This is a genomic window from Streptomyces sp. NPDC046881, assembly GCF_040645015.1.
Classification (GTDB): domain Bacteria; phylum Actinomycetota; class Actinomycetes; order Streptomycetales; family Streptomycetaceae; genus Streptomyces.
On sequence record NZ_JBEYXJ010000160.1, the window covers coordinates 1 to 14,581 of the forward strand.

Sequence of the window (14,581 nt, forward strand, 5' to 3'; positions counted from 1 at the left end):
CAGCCGCACCACGTTGGCGTGGCTGAGGACGACACCCTTCGGCCGACCCGTCGAACCCGACGTGTAGATGACGTAGACCGCGTTGTCCGGCCCCGTCACCGCAGGCAGCGCTTCCGTCCGCTCCGACTCCAGCGCGTCCAGGACCACCAGCTCGCCCTCGAACCCGTCGAGGAGGTCCGCCTCGGCGCCGGCGGTGACGACGACGCGCACGCCGGCGTCGGACAGCGCGTAGCGCAGCCGCTCGACCGGGTGGGCGCTGTCGAGCGGGACGTAGGCCGCGCCCGCCTTGAGCACGCCGATGAGCGCCGGCACGAGGTCGGGGCCGCGCTCCAGGCACACGCCGACCCGCGACTCGGCTCCCACGCCCAGCGACCGCAGGTGCCAGGCCAGCCGGTTGGCGCGCTCGTCCACCTCCCGGTACGACAGCGACACCCCACCCGCGACCACGGCCACCGCGTCCGGGGTCCGTGCCGCCTGCTCCGCGAACAGGGCGTGCAGGGTGTGGGTCACCGGGCGGGCCGAGGCGGCGGCGTTGTGCGGGCCGGAGACGAGGAAGGTCCGCTCGTCCTCGCCGAGAAGGTCGAGGCGGGACAGCGGTGTCGACTCGTCCTCGACGGCCTGCTGGAGCAGCCGGACGAAGTGGCGGGTCATGCGCTCGACGGTGTCGGCCGTGAACAGGGCGGTGGCGTAGACGAACTGGCCGCTCAGCGTGCCGTCGGGGCCCTGGTTCACCTGGAGTTCGAGGTCGCACTTGGCGATGCCGCCGGTCAGCGGGTACGGCTCGACGGCCAGGCCGGGCAGGCCCATCGTCCCGCCGCCGCGCTCGTGGAAGGTCAGCGCCACCTGGTACAGGGGGGTGCGGGACATGTCCCGCTCGGGCTGGAGTTCGGCGACGAGCCGGGCGAAGGGCACGGCCTGGTGCTCGTGGGCGTCGACGAGGCTCTCCCGGGCGGCGTCGACGAGCCGGGAGAAGCTGGGATCGCCGTCCCAGCGGCCGCGCATGACCAGGTTGTTGATGCCGTAGCCGATCAGCTGCTGCAGTTCGGGGCGGGTGCGACCGGAGACCACGGTGCCGACGGGGATGTCCCGCAGCCCGGTGTAGCGGGCGACGAAGGCCTGGAAGGCGGCGAGGAGGACGGCGAACGGGGTCGCGTCGTGCCGCAGGGCCAGCTCGCGGACCTCGGCGGACAGCCCCGCGGGCAGGGTGAAGGCCACGTCGGCGCCGTCGTGGCTGCGGTACGGCGGCCTCGGGTGGTCGGCCGGCAGATCGGTGGGGGTCAGGTCGGCGAGCGCATTGCGCCAGTGGTCCAGGTGGGCGTCCAGCTCGCCGGCGGCCTCGCCGGCGCGCTGCCAGGCGGCGAAGTCGGCGTACTGCACCGGGAGTTCCGGCAGCGCGGGGTCGCGTCCCTCGGTGAACGCGCCGTACAGGGCGGCGAGTTCGGAGCCGAGGACGCTGGTGGACCAGGCGTCGAAGGCGATGTGGTGGAAGACGACGTACAGGAGGTGGTCGTCGGCGGCGAGCCGGATCAGCCCGGCCCGCACCGGCCAGTCCTGCTCCAGGTCGAACGGGGTGACGGCCGCGGCACGCGCGGACTCGGCGGCGGCGCGCTCGCGTTCCGCGGGCGAGGCGCCGGACGCCTCCTGGAGGGGCAGCGCGACGTCCCGCGGCTCGTCGATGACCTGGACGGGGTCGCCGTCGCTCAGGGTGTAGCGGGTGCGCAGCACCTCGTGCCGGGCGAGCAGCGCGTTCCACGCGCGCGCCAGCGCGTCCGTCTCGAGGTCGCCGCGCAGCCGGAAGGCGAGCGGCACCAGGTACTCGGGGCTGCCCGGTTCCAGCCGGTTGAGGAACCACATCTGCTGCTGGCCGAACGACAGCGGCAGCGGGCCGGAGCGGTCGGCGGGCGCGATCGTGGAGCGGCGGGCCCGGGAACGGCCGCCGAGCCGGGCTCGCAGAAGCCTTTCCTGAAGGGCGTCGACATCAGAGTTCCGCTGGTGGGGTCCGCCGCTCATCCGTATCCCGTCCTCCTGCTGCTGCCGCTCACCGAAGAACCGATCCCGGTCCGCCCGGAATCGGTGGTCGTGCCGAACTACGCTGCCGCGTGCGTCAGTGCGCGGCTTCCTGCTCCATACGGCGGCGCAGACTGAGCGGCCGCATGTCGGTCCACACCTCGCCGATGTACTCCAGGCATTCCGAGCGCTTTCCCTGCTTTCCCTCGGCACGCCATCCGGCGGGCAGTTCGCGGTCCGCCCACCAGATCGAGTACTGCTCCTCGTCGTTGACCACGACGTAATAGAGCTGTTCGTCGTCCCGCTCGTCCGCCATCGCGATTCCTCCGCTGGAAGTGGTGCGTTCAGAATTCCGGGGTCATGCGCGACAGCACTCTTCTGCAGGGCCCGATACTCCGTCTATACGGTCCGATACTCCGTCTATACCGGCGCTATCGGCGTGCTTGCCGGAAGCCCCGGCACCGTCCGCGGGGTGCCGGGAAACGGCTCCGGCCGGAACCCTGGAAGATCGGGCTCCGGCCGGATTGGGGGACGGGGGCGGGGTCAGGTGCGGCGCACGCCCTCGGTGGGGCGGCTCGCGGTGCCGGCGGGACCGGCGGGCGCGGGCCGGGACGTGCCGCCCGGCAGCCGGCGCAGAGCGCGCGGCAGCTCCCAGGCGCGCCTGCCCAGCAGGGCCAGGGCCGCCGGCAGCAGGATGCCGCGCACCAGGGTGGCGTCGATGAGGATGGCCACGGCCATGCCGACGCCCATCATCTTGTTCTCGATCGCGGACAGGGTGATGAAGATCGTGAACACCGCGGTCATGATGACCGCCGCGCTGGTCACCACGCCGGCGCTGGCGGCGACACCGCCGACGACCGCGTCCCGTGGCTCGGCGCCGGCCTGCCGGCGCTCCCTGATCCGGCTCAGGATGAAGATGTGGTAGTCCATGCTGAGCCCGAACAGCACCACGAACATGAACAGCGGCAGCCATTCCGCGACGCCGCCGTACGAGGTGAAGCCGAGCGGCGAGCTGAGGTTCCCGTACTGGAAGACCCAGGTCAGCACGCCGTACGAGGCGCCCATCGACAGCAGGTTGAGGGCGATGGAGACCAGCGGGATGGTCACGGAGCGGAACACCAGGAGCAGCAGGACGAAGGCCAGCACGAGCACGAAGGCGATGACGGCGAAGGTGCGGCCGCTCAGCCGGTCGGCGAAGTCGTGCGCGAACGCCGTCCGTCCGGCGGTGGCGTACTCGACGCCGTCCACCGTGCCGAGGGTGCGGGGCAGGGCGGTGTCGCGCAGGGTCTCCAGCGCCCGGTGGGAGTCCTCGTCGGTGCCGGAGCCGGCCAGCGGCACCCGGACCACCAGGACGTCGTCGACGCGGACCGTGGAGACCGGGCCGAAGAGCCGGCCGTCGCTCGCGGCGATCTCGTCGTGCAACTTGCCGACGGCCGCGCGGACGGCGGGCGTGTCCGGTGAGCCGCCGTCGGTGTTCCACACCGCGATCCGGGCGGGGGTGGGCGACCCGGGGAAGGCGTCCTGCATCCGGATCGCCGCGTCCACGGTGGGCGCGCTGCGCGGCAGGCTGTTGACGACGGCGGCGTCCTGCAGGTGCATGGAGAACATCGGCAGCGCCATGACCACCAGGGCGACGACGGCGGCTCCGCCCCACACCAGGGGCCGCTTGACGACCTTCTGGGCCAGCCGGCGCCAGGTCCGCGACTCCAGCACGGTGGTGCGCCGCTTGCCGAGCCAGGGGATACGGCCCTTGTCCACCCGATGGCCGAGCGCGGCGAGCAGGGCGGGCAGGACGGTGACGGAGCCGATCATCGCCAGGCCGACGATGAGGACCGTGCCGAGGGTGAGCCCGCGGAAGACGTCCAGGCCGCTCAGCAGCAGTCCGCTGACGCAGAGCATGACGGTGATGCCGGAGACGGCGACGACGTGCCCGGAGGTCTTGGCGGTGATGCGCAGCGCCTCGGCGACCGTGCGGCCGGCGGCCCGCTCCTCGCGTTCCCGGCGCAGGTAGAACAGCGAGTAGTCGATGCTGACGGCGACCCCGATCAGCAGGATCATCGAGGAGACCGCGCTGTTGACGGCCACCCACTGGCCGAGCACGCCGATCAGTCCGAAGGCGGCGGCCACGGCGGTGGCGGCGAGCAGCAGCGGAACGGCCGCCGCGACCAGCGCGCCGAACACGATGAGCAGGATGACGAGGGTGATCGGCAGGGAGGTGCTCTCGGCGCTGGCGAAGTCCTCCTTCACCGCGTCGTCGACGGCCCGGGAAAGGCTCTGGTCACCGGCCTGGACGACCCGGATGTCCTTGTGCCGGTCGGCCACCTTGTGCACGGCATCGACCACCGCGTCGAAATGCGCGTCCATTTTCGCGTTGGGTCCGGCGACGAAAAAGGTGACGAGACCGGACCGTCCGTCGGCCGAGATCTGCTGTTCGCCCCGGGGATTCAGCGGGGTGCGCAGCTGGGACACCGCGCCGGGCGTCTTCTCGAATTCGGCGACCAGGTCCTTGACCGCCTGCTGCATTTCCGGGTCGTCCTTGAATTTCGGCCCGTCCTTGTCGCGCGACTGGACGAGGACGTTCTCCAGGACGGGTTCCCAGTCCTTCTGTTCGTTCAGGACCTGCTGGGCCACTCCGGATTCGCCGGGGTCCTTGGTGACGGCGCTGTCGCCGGACACCAGGGACGTGGACAGGACGGCCAGCACCACGAGTGCGAGCCATCCCCCGATGGCCAGTGCGCGGTGCCGGATCGACCAGCCGGCGACGCGTTCGATCAGCGTGCCGTTCTGCAGCTGTAACCGCTTGCCCTTGGGCGGCATGAACTAGGGTCCTTCCGTGAAGGGGGGCTGGTGAGAGACTCGCGTTCGACGCGAGACAGTGCCTCTTCCACCGGGCCGCCGAGTTGCCGCTCGACGGCCCGGGTTCCTTTACGCCGTCACTCGACTTCCTTGAGGATCCGCTCGACCGACCGCATCCGGGTCTGCAGATCGGCCAGGCGTTCGTCGATGCCGGCGAGTTGCTGTACCGCGGAGTCGTGCGACCGGGTGGCCTGCTCCGCGAGTGTCCGGTACTGGTGGTCGCGGGCCAGGATGGCCCGGGCCCGCCAGGTCGTGGCCATGTGCCAGATGACGATGGTGATGACCGCAGCGAACGCACCGACCAAGCCGACGGTGCCGACGACCTCCTGCCAGCCGTGGTAACTCATTGCGGGCTTCCCTTCTCGCCGTCCTCCGGGACGTGTTCGTGGGTGGTGGGGGGTGACAGCGCGTCCGCGATGCTCTGCGGTGTCAGATGGAGCGCGAAGGGGGTCACCTCGTAGAACTTCATCGCCTTCCCGTCGCTCGATATCTCCAGCTGGCCCATGACCAGCCCCGCCGCCTCCAGTCGTCTGAGGTGGGCCTGGAGCAGGGCCCTGCTGATGCCGAGTTCGCGGGCCAGCCGGCTGACGTAGTTGCGGCGCCGGGCGAGAGCGGCCACCACGCCCAGCCGGTGCGGGTTCGCCAGGGTTCCCAGCACACGGGCGAGCCGGTCGGCGGGCAGGGCGTCCGCGGTCGTACCGGGTTCGGTGTCGGGGCCGGCGGAGTCGCAACCGGCGGTGTCGGGACCGGCGGTGTCGGGACCGGCGGTGTCGGGACCGGTGCAGTCGGCTTCCGGGGAGTGGGGGTCCGTGCGGTCGGGACCGTTCATGTCGGCTGTCGGCCGCGTCAGGTCAGTCACCGCGGTCACCGGCACGACGGGGGCTCCACCGCGTCCACGCCCAGCGGACGCCCATGACGGTGCTCGCGGTGAGGACGGAGACGGCGGGCCCCATGCACACCACCATCACGCTGTTGTCGACGAGCCGTCCGCCCAGGTACCCGAGGCCCAGGGTGCAGGACACGAAGACGGCCTCGGCGACCAGGGCGCCGAGGAGGTAGCTGCGCAGCGGGAAGTCCACGATCCCGGCCGTAACGCCGCCGAGGCCGCGGCCGCTGGGCACGAAACGCATCGCGATCACCGAGGGCACGCCGTAGCGCCGGAACCGCTCGGCGGCCCAGTCCAGCATCGAACGGCGCTTCTGCCGGCGGGACATCCAGCGCAGCGCACGGCCACGGGCGAGACACCCCGTCCAAAACATGCTCATGTCACCCAGAACGGTGCTCGCCAATAAGATCACGATCAGGAGCGGCAGGTTCAGGCTGCCGGCCGCGGCGAGGGCGCCCGCGCCGGCCACCAGGGCCGAGTTCGGGATCATGGGCGGCATCGTCACGAGCACGAGCAGCACGTACATCCAGTGCGTACCGTCCACACCGACCAGCTCCCCTCGGTTGTCGCGTGCCTCTCCGCGTCATCACCTGCTTACGGAGACTTGCACGTCCACTGACGCGGAACAACGCGAACGGGCCCACCCCAGGGGGATCTACGGGCCGCCCCCTAGGGGTTCCACCCCGAGACCCTCAGACATCCCCCAGCCACACCCCCGGAACCACCCGGACCCGGCCAAGGAGCGCCCGGCGCAGGGAAGTTGACGGCCGGATCGTCACGCGGTCAGGTCCAGTCACAACTCCAGGCCGGGTGCCTCCGCCTTGTAGGGCCGTGGGCTCGAGGTGCCTGTCGGCGGAGGGGCCACTACGCTCGGAAGTGGATGAGGTCGCGGTTCAGGACACGTCCCGCAACGGGCGCCCGCATCGGTGGGCCTGCCGCCGGACGGCGTGCATCCCCTCGTTTGCACGAGGCGACTCACGAGGCGACCTCGACGGCAGCGCCGCATCCCTCTTCGAAGGACGGCAGCGCCGCATCCCCTTTCGAAGAAAGAGCAGAGCCATGCGAGCACATCGAGCCAAGCGAGCCATCGTCTGCGCCGCGGCCGGCTTCCTGCTGGCCGGCGGCCCCGCGATCGCCATGGCGGGCACGGCCACAGCGGCCGCCCCCACCACGGCGACCGTCTCGGCTCCCGACGGCTGCTGGTGGCACAGCGGCTGGTACGACAGGTACCACCACTGGCACCAGGGCTACTGGGTCTGTCGCTGAACGGCAACGACCGGCAAAACCACCAGGTTTGAGGCTGCCTCCGCTACAGGGGGCAGCCCCAAGGTGTTCGCTCACTCCTCGTCGCTGGTGCGGACCGGGCGCGCGCGGCCGGGCTCGGGGAGTTCGGCCAGCTCGCTCCGCAGCACCAGGACGTCGCCGATGAAGAGGTCGTAGATCAGGATCCCGAGGGCACCGCCGATCAGCGGACCGACGATCGGGATCCACCAGTAGGCGCTGTAGACGCCGGTCACGCTCCCCGGGAAGGCCAGGCCGTCCCAGCCCGCCGCGTAGGTGAACAGGCGCGGGCCGAAGTCGCGGGCGGGGTTGATGGCGTAGCCCGCGTTGGCGCCGTAGGACATGCCGATGGCGGCGACGGCGAAGCCCACGACCAGCGGCCCCAGGTTGGCCTTCACGGCCTGGTTGCGCAGGTCGATGACGGCGGCGATCATCATGAGCAGGAACGCCGTGCCGACGATCTGGTCGATCAGCGGACCCCAGATGCCGCCGTGGAAGTACGCGGCCGGGAAGGTCGCGAAGATGGAGAACGTGGCGTTCGTATGCCCGTTCACCTTCGGCCCCGGCGCCACGCTGTCGTAGGCGTTGATCGCGTTGTGGTAGACGAGGTAGACCAGGGCCGCCCCGGTGAGGGCGCCGACGACCTGCGCGAACCAGTACGGCAGGACCTTGAGCCACGGGAATCCGCGGCGGATGGCCATCGCCAGGGTGACCGCCGGGTTGAGGTGGGCACCGCTGACCCCGCCGGCCACGTAGACGCCGAAGACGACGGCCAGCGCCCAGCCCCAGGTGATGAGCAGCCAGTCGCCGGCGGCGAGGAAGATCGTGGTGGGGGTTTCTGCCCTGCCGGAGCCGGGCAGTGCGGCGACCGCCATCGCGACCACACCGCAGCCGAAGGAGATGAGGACGAAGGTTCCGAGGAACTCCGCCAGACACTCACCCAGCAGTCCGCCCCTGCTCCTGAGGCGGGACGGCTTGACGAGCGGAGGGATTTCCACAGCCATGGAGGCCCCCTTTGAAGAGAGCATTGCGCCCAATATCACCATATTGGCTCACAAAGTCACTCCCCGCAGGGTGACGGCTCGCGCGGGTCAGCTGTCCAGGTCGTCGGCGTAGTGGCGGAAGCCGTGCCGTTCCCGGTGCAGGGTCCACAGGGTCTGCGCGAGGACGTCCGGGTCCTTGCGGGCGTGCCCCGCGGTGATGGTCCCCGGGATCACCAGCTGGGCGACGTGGATGCCCTCCCCGGCCAGCCGGTCGTGCAGCAGGTGGCCGTAGGCGCTCTCCGCGGCGAAGGCGATCGAGGTGCCGGCCCGCTCGGGGTGGGGGACGGCCGCGCTCCCGCCGTTGACGAACAGGATCGTGCCGCGCCCGAGCCGCCGCATCCCCGGCAGCACCTGCTGCACGGCGGCCACCGGCCCGTACACGGAGAACTCGATCGGCCCCACCAGGTCCCGGTGCCCGGTGTCCAGCACGGGCCGCATGAAGTCGCGGTGCGGCACCGGGCTGTACTGGAGCACCTCGACGGTCCCGAGGGCGTCGGCGAGCCGGTGCAGCGCCGCGGCCAGCTCCTCCGGCCGGCGCACGTCGGCGGGGAAGCCGCGCGCGGTGACGCCCTCGGCCGCGAGGCCCTCGACGATCAGGTCCAGCCGTCCCCGGTCCCGGGCGACGAGTCCGACACCGAACCCCTCGCGTCCGAACCGCCGTGCGACGGCGGCCCCGAGTCCCGGCCCGGCTCCCACGATGGCGACACTGTTCATGCCGGGCATCCGTACCGCGCCGGCCGGGACCTCACACCGGTTGCGGCAGCCGCGGTCCGGCGGTCTCCCGTATCCGTGCCGTCTGGACGGCGGTGACCGCCCGCACGGCGAACGCGCCGGCGACGGCGGCGCCGACCACCGCCGCGTCGCTGGCCAGCAGCGGCCACACCTCGGTGTAGGCGCGGGCGATGATCTCGTCGGTGGAGTCCTCGTAGACGATGCCCACCCCGCTCAGCATCCCGAGCAGCCAGAGCCCCCACCACACGTTCACGGAGGCGGGCAGCCGGTGCCCCGGGGCGGAAGCGTGCAACGCGTCGGCGACGATGCCGCGCGGGAACCACAGGTTGACGACCGGGACGATCCAGCCCCCGTACACCCAGATGCCGGCGTACTTCGGCGCCCGGCCGGACAGCAGGCGCGCGTTGTCCCGCAGCCGCACCACCCAGGAGAGGAAGAGCAGGGCGCAGACCAGCACGGCGGCACCGCCGACGGACGTGACGAGGTGGTACGAGTCCTCCAGCGCGGTGAGCGGCCGGTGCACCCCCTCGCCCTGGTCCGGCGGCCCGGAGGCGGGTTCGCCGGCCAGTGCCAGCCGCGTCTCCCACACGCCGCGCACCACCCAGGCGGCGCCCGCGAGCAGCAGCCCGGCGGCGGCCAGCCGCCCCGTCACCCGGACGTCCCGGTACGGCGCCGCCTGCCCGGGAGCCCGCGCCTGCCGCGCGGCCGGCGCGTCCTCGTGTCCCATCGACCATCCCCTTGCCGTGCCCGGGCTCCTCCCCGGTCTCCTCCGGTGAGGACGACGGCACCCGGTCCGCCGTTCCGCCCGGGGAACGTCAGGGGTCAGGCCATCCAGAAGAACACGGCTGTCATGCGCTTCTCCTCCAGCGTGCGGCCGGAGTAACCGGTTGCGCTGTGCACCAGGTTGGCGTGGTAGAGGAGCAGGCGATTGTACCTGTGCGGGACGCGGACGTCCTCCTCGAAGGCGTCCGGGGTGACGTAGCGGGTGCCGAGGGCCTCGACGAGGTTGGTGTGCGGGGCCTGGACGACGTTGCCGCCGAGCCGGCCGCCGGGCAGGGACTGGCGGTAGAAACTGGTGCCGCAGTCCTTGGGCACGTCCGGGTTGAGGTAGAGCACGGCCGCGTACCGGCACAGGGCGCGGGAGTCGGTGTGCGGGCGGGGCTCGCTCTCGCCCTCGCCGACCACCTGCACGCAGTTGTGGTTGAGGGTGCCGCCGCCGGGCGCCTGCTGCACCCACAGCTCCTTCGCCCCGGTCGCCTTCTTCACCAGCCGCTCGACGCGGGCGAGTTCGCCGGGTTCGAGGCCGGGCATCGCACGCAGCCCGGGCCAGGTCTCGGAGGTGTACGGATATCCCCGCACCCAGTCGTCCTTGTCCAGGCACCGCTGCCGTACCGCGTCGACGCCGGGCAGGACGTCGTCCAGCACCCAGTAGTCGCGGCCCTTGGTGGGCTTGCGGTAGGGCAGGACGGGCAGCGCGGCCGGCGGGCGGGGCGGGGGCTGTGGGGGCATGCGGCGAATCTAGGGGCGGGCCCGGTCTGCCTTCTCCCGCGGACAGGTCAACCTTCCGCCCAGGAACGATCAACCGTTCGCCAACAGGCTTCGGTGATTCTTTACCCGGCGGCACCGAGACGAACGGCCTTCGCATCCGTACTGCTGTGCGTCGGAACCGCCCACGGGCGGGAACCCCTGCAGGAGGAACGGTGCGCTTTTCGCGGAACGCGACGGGAACGCTCTTCGTGGGCGGTGCGATGGCCCTGACCCTCACCGCTCTCGCCTACCCGGGCATGCTCGGCCTGGACAAGGTCTCCACCGCCCAGGACCGTGTCATCGCCAACACCCAGTGGGGCCCCCTCACCGAGCAGGACCGGGACTTCGTGGTGAAGGTGCGTGCGGCGGGTCTGTGGGAGTACCCGGTGGGCCAGATCGGGCTGCAGAAGGGCGGCTCCAAGGCGGTGATCACGGCCAGCCAGCACCTGATCGACGGGCACGCGGCGCTGGACACCACCTGCCGCAAGATCGCGCCGATGCTGAACATCACGCTGCCCAACGTGGCGAGCCCCCAGCAGGAGGGCTTCGTGAACACGTTGAAGTCGGACACCGGCAAGCAGTTCGACACCGACTTCGCCAACATCCTGCGCATGACGCACGGTTCGATCTTCAACGCGATCGCGAAGATCCGCTCCACCACCAAGAACTCGTTGATCCGGGCCCTCGCCGACCAGGCCAACGACACCGTGCTCGACCACATGACCGTGATGGAGAAGACGGGTCTGGTCGACTTCGACCAGACCCTGTTCCAGCAGACCACCCCGCCGAAGCTGCCCAACTCGGACCTGACCCCGCCGGCCCCGGCCCCCGGCCAGCCGGAGGTGGTGCTCACCCCGCCGGCGACCGCCACCGCCAGCCCGGTGGACATCAGCGGCCTCATCAGCGGCGGCGGCGCCCCGGCCGCGGGGGCGAGCCCGGACCCGGCTCCGACGGGGGGCTGAGGTCTTTCACACGACAGGGCCTAGCCCAGCCACACGGTGGTGTCCGGCGGGAGGGTCCTGTCCGTCGGCAGGGGTGTGCTGGCCAGCAGGACCTCGCCCGGCGGCAGCGGGACCGGGTCCGGGCCGAGGTTGGTGACGTTGCGCCAGCCCTCGGTGCGGGCGAAGTCCAGCACGCCGGCGGGCGTGTCCGGCGTCCAGGCCAGCGTCTCCCCCTCCAGCAGCTTGCGGCGCAGCCGCAGCGCCGTGCGGTACAGCTCCAGCGTGGAGCCCTCGGCGCCGGCCTGCGCCTCGACGGCGTACGCCGCGAACGACGCCGGCTGCGGCAGCCAGCCGGCCCCGGGCCCGAAGCCGTACGACGGTCCGGTCGTCGTCCACGGCAGCGGCACCCGGCAGCCGTCGCGGCCCTTGCGGACATGGCCGGTCTGCTCCCAGATCGGGTCCTGGAGCACCTCGGTGGGCAGGTCGGCGACCTCGGGCAGGCCGAGTTCCTCGCCCTGGTAGAGGTACGCCGACCCGGGCAGCGCCAGCATCAGCAGGCTCGCCGCCCGCGCCCGGCGCAGTCCGGCCGCCGGGTCGACCGCGGGCGCGGTGCCCTGGGAGAGCAGCCAGGCGGCCGGATCGGTGCCGGGCGGCAGCATGAGCCGGGAGGCGTGCCGTACGACGTCGTGGTTGGACAGCACCCAGGTCGCGGAGGCTCCGGCGGTGTGGGCCGTGGCCAGCGAGGCGGTGATGACGTCCCGCAGCTCCTCGGCATCCCAGCGCGCCTCCAGGTACTCGAAGTTGAACGCCTGGCCCAGTTCGTCCGGGCGGGCGTACAGGGCCCGGCGGGCGCCCGGCACCCAGGCCTCGGCGACGGCCGTGCGGGGCGGGCTGTAGGCGTCGAAGAGCTTGCGCCAGTCGCGGTAGATCTCGTGCACCTCGTCGCGGTCCCAGTACGGGTGGCTGCCCGGCGCCACCCGGGGCAGCGCCTCCTCGCCGGTCGCGCCGATGTCGCCGACGTCCCGCAGCGGCTCGGTGAGGTCCTTGGCCAGGCCGTGGGCGACGTCGACGCGGAAGCCGTCCACGCCCCGGTCGGACCAGAACCGCAGGGTGGTGCGGAAGTCGGCGCGGACCTCCTCGTTGTCCCAGTTGAGGTCGGGCTGCTCGGGGGCGAAGAGGTGCAGGTACCACTCCCCGTCCGGCACCCGCCGCCAGGCGCTGCCGCCGAACACCGACTGCCAGTCGCTGGGCGGCAGTTCCCCGTGCGCCCCGCGCCCCGGCCGGAAGACGTAGCGTTCCCGGGCGGCCGAGCCGGGCCCGGCCCGCAGCGCCTCCTGGAACCAGGGGTGCAGGTGCGAGGTGTGGTTGGGGACGATGTCCACGACGACCTTGAGCCCGAGCCGGTGCGCCTCGGCGACCAGGGCGTCGAAGTCCTCCAGCGTGCCGAGGCGCTCGTCGACCCCGCGCGGGTCGATGACGTCGTAGCCGCCGTCGGCGAGTTCGGAGGGGTAGAAGGGGCTCAGCCACAGGGCGTCCACGCCGAGCGCGGCCACGTGGTCCATCCGCTCGGCGATGCCCCGCAGGTCGCCGAGGCCGTCACCGTCGGCGTCGGCGAAACTGCGCGGATAGACCTGGTAGATGACGGCCTGCCGCCACCAGTCGGGGTTCCTGGACGAGAGGTCCGGCGAGTGGTCTGCCATACGGGCTCCCATGGGGGGACGGACGACGGTACGGAATCTGTATCTGTCCACATTGCCCGGAAAGGGAACGCGCGGTACGGCGCCACGCGACGGACGGCGCAGGGCGCACAGCGTTTGTGATCTTGCCTACCCGCGCCGGTAGGCGGCTATGCAGGAAACCGCGTGCCCGCCTACGGTGGACGGGCCGTGGTGTTCGGGAAGTCGATGGAAGGTCGACGCGGCCCTCGCCACTGTGATCGGGGAGTTCCCGTTCCGTCCGGCATCCGCCGGGCCACTGGTCGTACGACCGGGAAGGCAGGGACGGCGGACGTTCGACCCGTCAGCCAGGAGACCGGCCACGGCAGTCACGAAGTGATCCACGAGGTGTTGGAGCGTGAACCCGATGGCCGATGCTGCGTCTTTCCGCTGGCGGCGCGAGGACACCGTCAAGACGGTGGGGCTGATGGCGGTGATCGTCGCCCTGCACGTCGTCGCCTTCGGGATCCTGTACCTCCTGGTCGCGCCCCGCCACTACAAGGTGGGCACCGACGTGTTCGGGGTGGGCCTCGGCATCACGGCCTACACCCTCGGCATGCGGCACGCGTTCGACGCCGATCACATCGCCGCGATCGACAACACCACGCGCAAGCTGATGGCCGACGGCAAGCGGCCGGTGTCGGTGGGGTTCTGGTTCGCGCTCGGGCACTCCAGTGTCGTGGTGCTGCTGGCCCTGCTCATCGCGGGCGGCACCTCGCTGGCGGGGAAGGTGACGAACGAGGGGTCCACCACCCACCAGGTGCTGGGCTTCCTCGGCACGACGGTCTCCGGGACGTTCCTGTACCTCATCGCCGCGCTCAACCTGGTGGCGCTGCTCGGCATCCTCAAGGTGTTCCGGGCGATGCGCGCGGGGGCGTACGACGAGAAGGAGCTGGAGCAGCACCTGGACTCGCGGGGCTTCATGAACCGCGTGCTCGGGCGGCTCACCAGGTCCGTCTCGCGCCCGGGGCAGATGTACCCGCTGGGTTTCCTGTTCGGGCTCGGCTTCGACACGGCCACCGAGGTCACGCTGATGGTGATGGCGGGCTCGGGCGCGGCGGCCGGGCTGCCCTGGTACGCGATCCTCTGCCTGCCCCTGCTCTTCGCCGCCGGGATGAGCCTGTTCGACACGCTCGACGGCACGTTCATGAACTTCGCCTACCAGTGGGCGTTCTCCAACCCGGTCCGCAAGGTCTTCTACAACCTCGCCATCACCGGCCTGTCCATCGCCGTGGCCTTCTTCATCGGCACCATCGAGCTGGTCGGCGTCCTGCACGAGAAGTTCGGCCTGCACGACGACGTCACCGGCTGGATCGCCGGCCTCGACCTGGACAACGTCGGCTACCTCATCGTCGGCCTGTTCGTGGTGGTGTGGGCGGCGGCGCTGGCGTACTGGAAGGTCGCCCGGGTCGAGGAGCGCTGGACGGCCACCGCCACCGCCGCCGAGTAGCCGGTCCTAGGCGGTGTCTTCAAATGATCAGCGTTGGTGGATCATGGCGTCGTGATACGTCGCCATGAACTGTCCGATGCCGAGTGGGAGTTCGTCCGGCCGCTGCTGCCCGAGTCGTTGCAGGGGCGGAAGCGGCTGGACGA

Annotated in this window: 14 protein-coding genes and 1 riboswitch; of the genes, 3 read left to right on the forward strand and 11 right to left on the reverse strand. The window is 71.5% G+C overall.

The window, feature by feature from the left end; genetic code table 11:
- The 6 genes from ABZ923_RS38540 to ABZ923_RS38565 form a co-directional block, all read right to left on the reverse strand.
- Positions 1 to 2,010, reverse strand: a 2,010-nt coding sequence (locus tag ABZ923_RS38540) for a condensation domain-containing protein (protein WP_361482123.1), incomplete at its 3' end; no start/stop codon positions are given.
- A gap of 94 nt (positions 2,011 to 2,104) precedes the next feature.
- Positions 2,105 to 2,323 carry an MbtH family NRPS accessory protein gene (locus ABZ923_RS38545; protein ID WP_053711623.1) on the reverse strand — a complete coding sequence of 73 codons (219 nt, stop codon included), beginning with the start codon at positions 2,321 to 2,323 and terminating at the stop codon, positions 2,105 to 2,107.
- Between the two features lie 227 nt (positions 2,324 to 2,550).
- Positions 2,551 to 4,824, reverse strand: a complete 2,274-nt coding sequence (locus tag ABZ923_RS38550; protein ID WP_361482126.1) for an MMPL family transporter — start codon at positions 4,822 to 4,824, stop codon at positions 2,551 to 2,553.
- A 116-nt stretch (positions 4,825 to 4,940) separates the two neighbouring features.
- Positions 4,941 to 5,210 (reverse strand): hypothetical protein, encoded by a 270-nt coding sequence (locus ABZ923_RS38555; RefSeq protein WP_030349011.1) that lies wholly within the window; start codon positions 5,208 to 5,210, stop codon positions 4,941 to 4,943.
- Positions 5,207 to 5,545 carry an ArsR family transcriptional regulator gene (locus ABZ923_RS38560; RefSeq protein ID WP_361482152.1) on the reverse strand — a complete coding sequence of 113 codons (339 nt, stop codon included), beginning with the start codon at positions 5,543 to 5,545 and terminating at the stop codon, positions 5,207 to 5,209. Before ABZ923_RS38560 ends, ABZ923_RS38555 begins: the two co-directional genes overlap by 4 nt.
- Before the next feature lie 169 nt (positions 5,546 to 5,714).
- The gene (locus ABZ923_RS38565; protein ID WP_361482129.1) at positions 5,715 to 6,293 is read right to left on the reverse strand and encodes a VTT domain-containing protein; all 579 of its coding nucleotides are present in this window, start codon (positions 6,291 to 6,293) and stop codon (positions 5,715 to 5,717) included.
- A 515-nt stretch (positions 6,294 to 6,808) separates the two neighbouring features.
- Between ABZ923_RS38565 and ABZ923_RS38570 the strand changes: the two genes are divergently transcribed.
- The gene (locus ABZ923_RS38570; RefSeq protein WP_361482132.1) at positions 6,809 to 7,015 is read left to right on the forward strand and encodes a hypothetical protein; all 207 of its coding nucleotides are present in this window, start codon (positions 6,809 to 6,811) and stop codon (positions 7,013 to 7,015) included.
- 71 nt (positions 7,016 to 7,086) lie between these two features.
- On the opposite strand, the gene ABZ923_RS38575 is transcribed toward ABZ923_RS38570, so the two are convergent.
- From ABZ923_RS38575 to ABZ923_RS38590, 4 genes are all read right to left on the reverse strand, one after another.
- Positions 7,087 to 8,034: an MIP/aquaporin family protein gene (locus tag ABZ923_RS38575; protein WP_361482135.1), complete on the reverse strand. Its 948-nt coding sequence runs from the start codon at positions 8,032 to 8,034 to the stop codon at positions 7,087 to 7,089.
- 87 nt (positions 8,035 to 8,121) lie between these two features.
- Positions 8,122 to 8,787, reverse strand: coding sequence for an SDR family NAD(P)-dependent oxidoreductase (locus ABZ923_RS38580; RefSeq protein WP_361482138.1), 666 nt, complete (start codon positions 8,785 to 8,787; stop codon positions 8,122 to 8,124).
- A gap of 31 nt (positions 8,788 to 8,818) precedes the next feature.
- The gene (locus ABZ923_RS38585; RefSeq protein WP_361482140.1) at positions 8,819 to 9,532 is read right to left on the reverse strand and encodes a DUF4328 domain-containing protein; all 714 of its coding nucleotides are present in this window, start codon (positions 9,530 to 9,532) and stop codon (positions 8,819 to 8,821) included.
- 95 nt (positions 9,533 to 9,627) lie between these two features.
- Entirely contained in the window at positions 9,628 to 10,314 is a 687-nt protein-coding gene (locus ABZ923_RS38590) for a DUF6445 family protein (protein ID WP_361482143.1), read from the reverse strand.
- Positions 10,315 to 10,541: 227 nt separating this feature from the next.
- Here ABZ923_RS38590 and ABZ923_RS38595 point away from each other — a divergent pair, with 227 nt between their 5' ends.
- Positions 10,542 to 11,294, forward strand: coding sequence for a DUF4142 domain-containing protein (locus ABZ923_RS38595; RefSeq protein WP_361482155.1), 753 nt, complete (start codon positions 10,542 to 10,544; stop codon positions 11,292 to 11,294).
- 20 nt (positions 11,295 to 11,314) lie between these two features.
- Here ABZ923_RS38595 and ABZ923_RS38600 read toward each other — a convergent pair whose 3' ends face one another.
- Positions 11,315 to 12,973, reverse strand: coding sequence for a glycoside hydrolase family 13 protein (locus tag ABZ923_RS38600; protein WP_361482146.1), 1,659 nt, complete (start codon positions 12,971 to 12,973; stop codon positions 11,315 to 11,317).
- Positions 12,974 to 13,143: 170 nt separating this feature from the next.
- Positions 13,144 to 13,328: riboswitch (cobalamin riboswitch) on the forward strand.
- 27 nt (positions 13,329 to 13,355) lie between these two features.
- Between ABZ923_RS38600 and ABZ923_RS38605 the strand changes: the two genes are divergently transcribed.
- Positions 13,356 to 14,438, forward strand: a complete 1,083-nt coding sequence (locus ABZ923_RS38605; protein ID WP_361482149.1) for a HoxN/HupN/NixA family nickel/cobalt transporter — start codon at positions 13,356 to 13,358, stop codon at positions 14,436 to 14,438.
- The last annotated feature ends 143 nt before the right edge of the window (positions 14,439 to 14,581 follow it).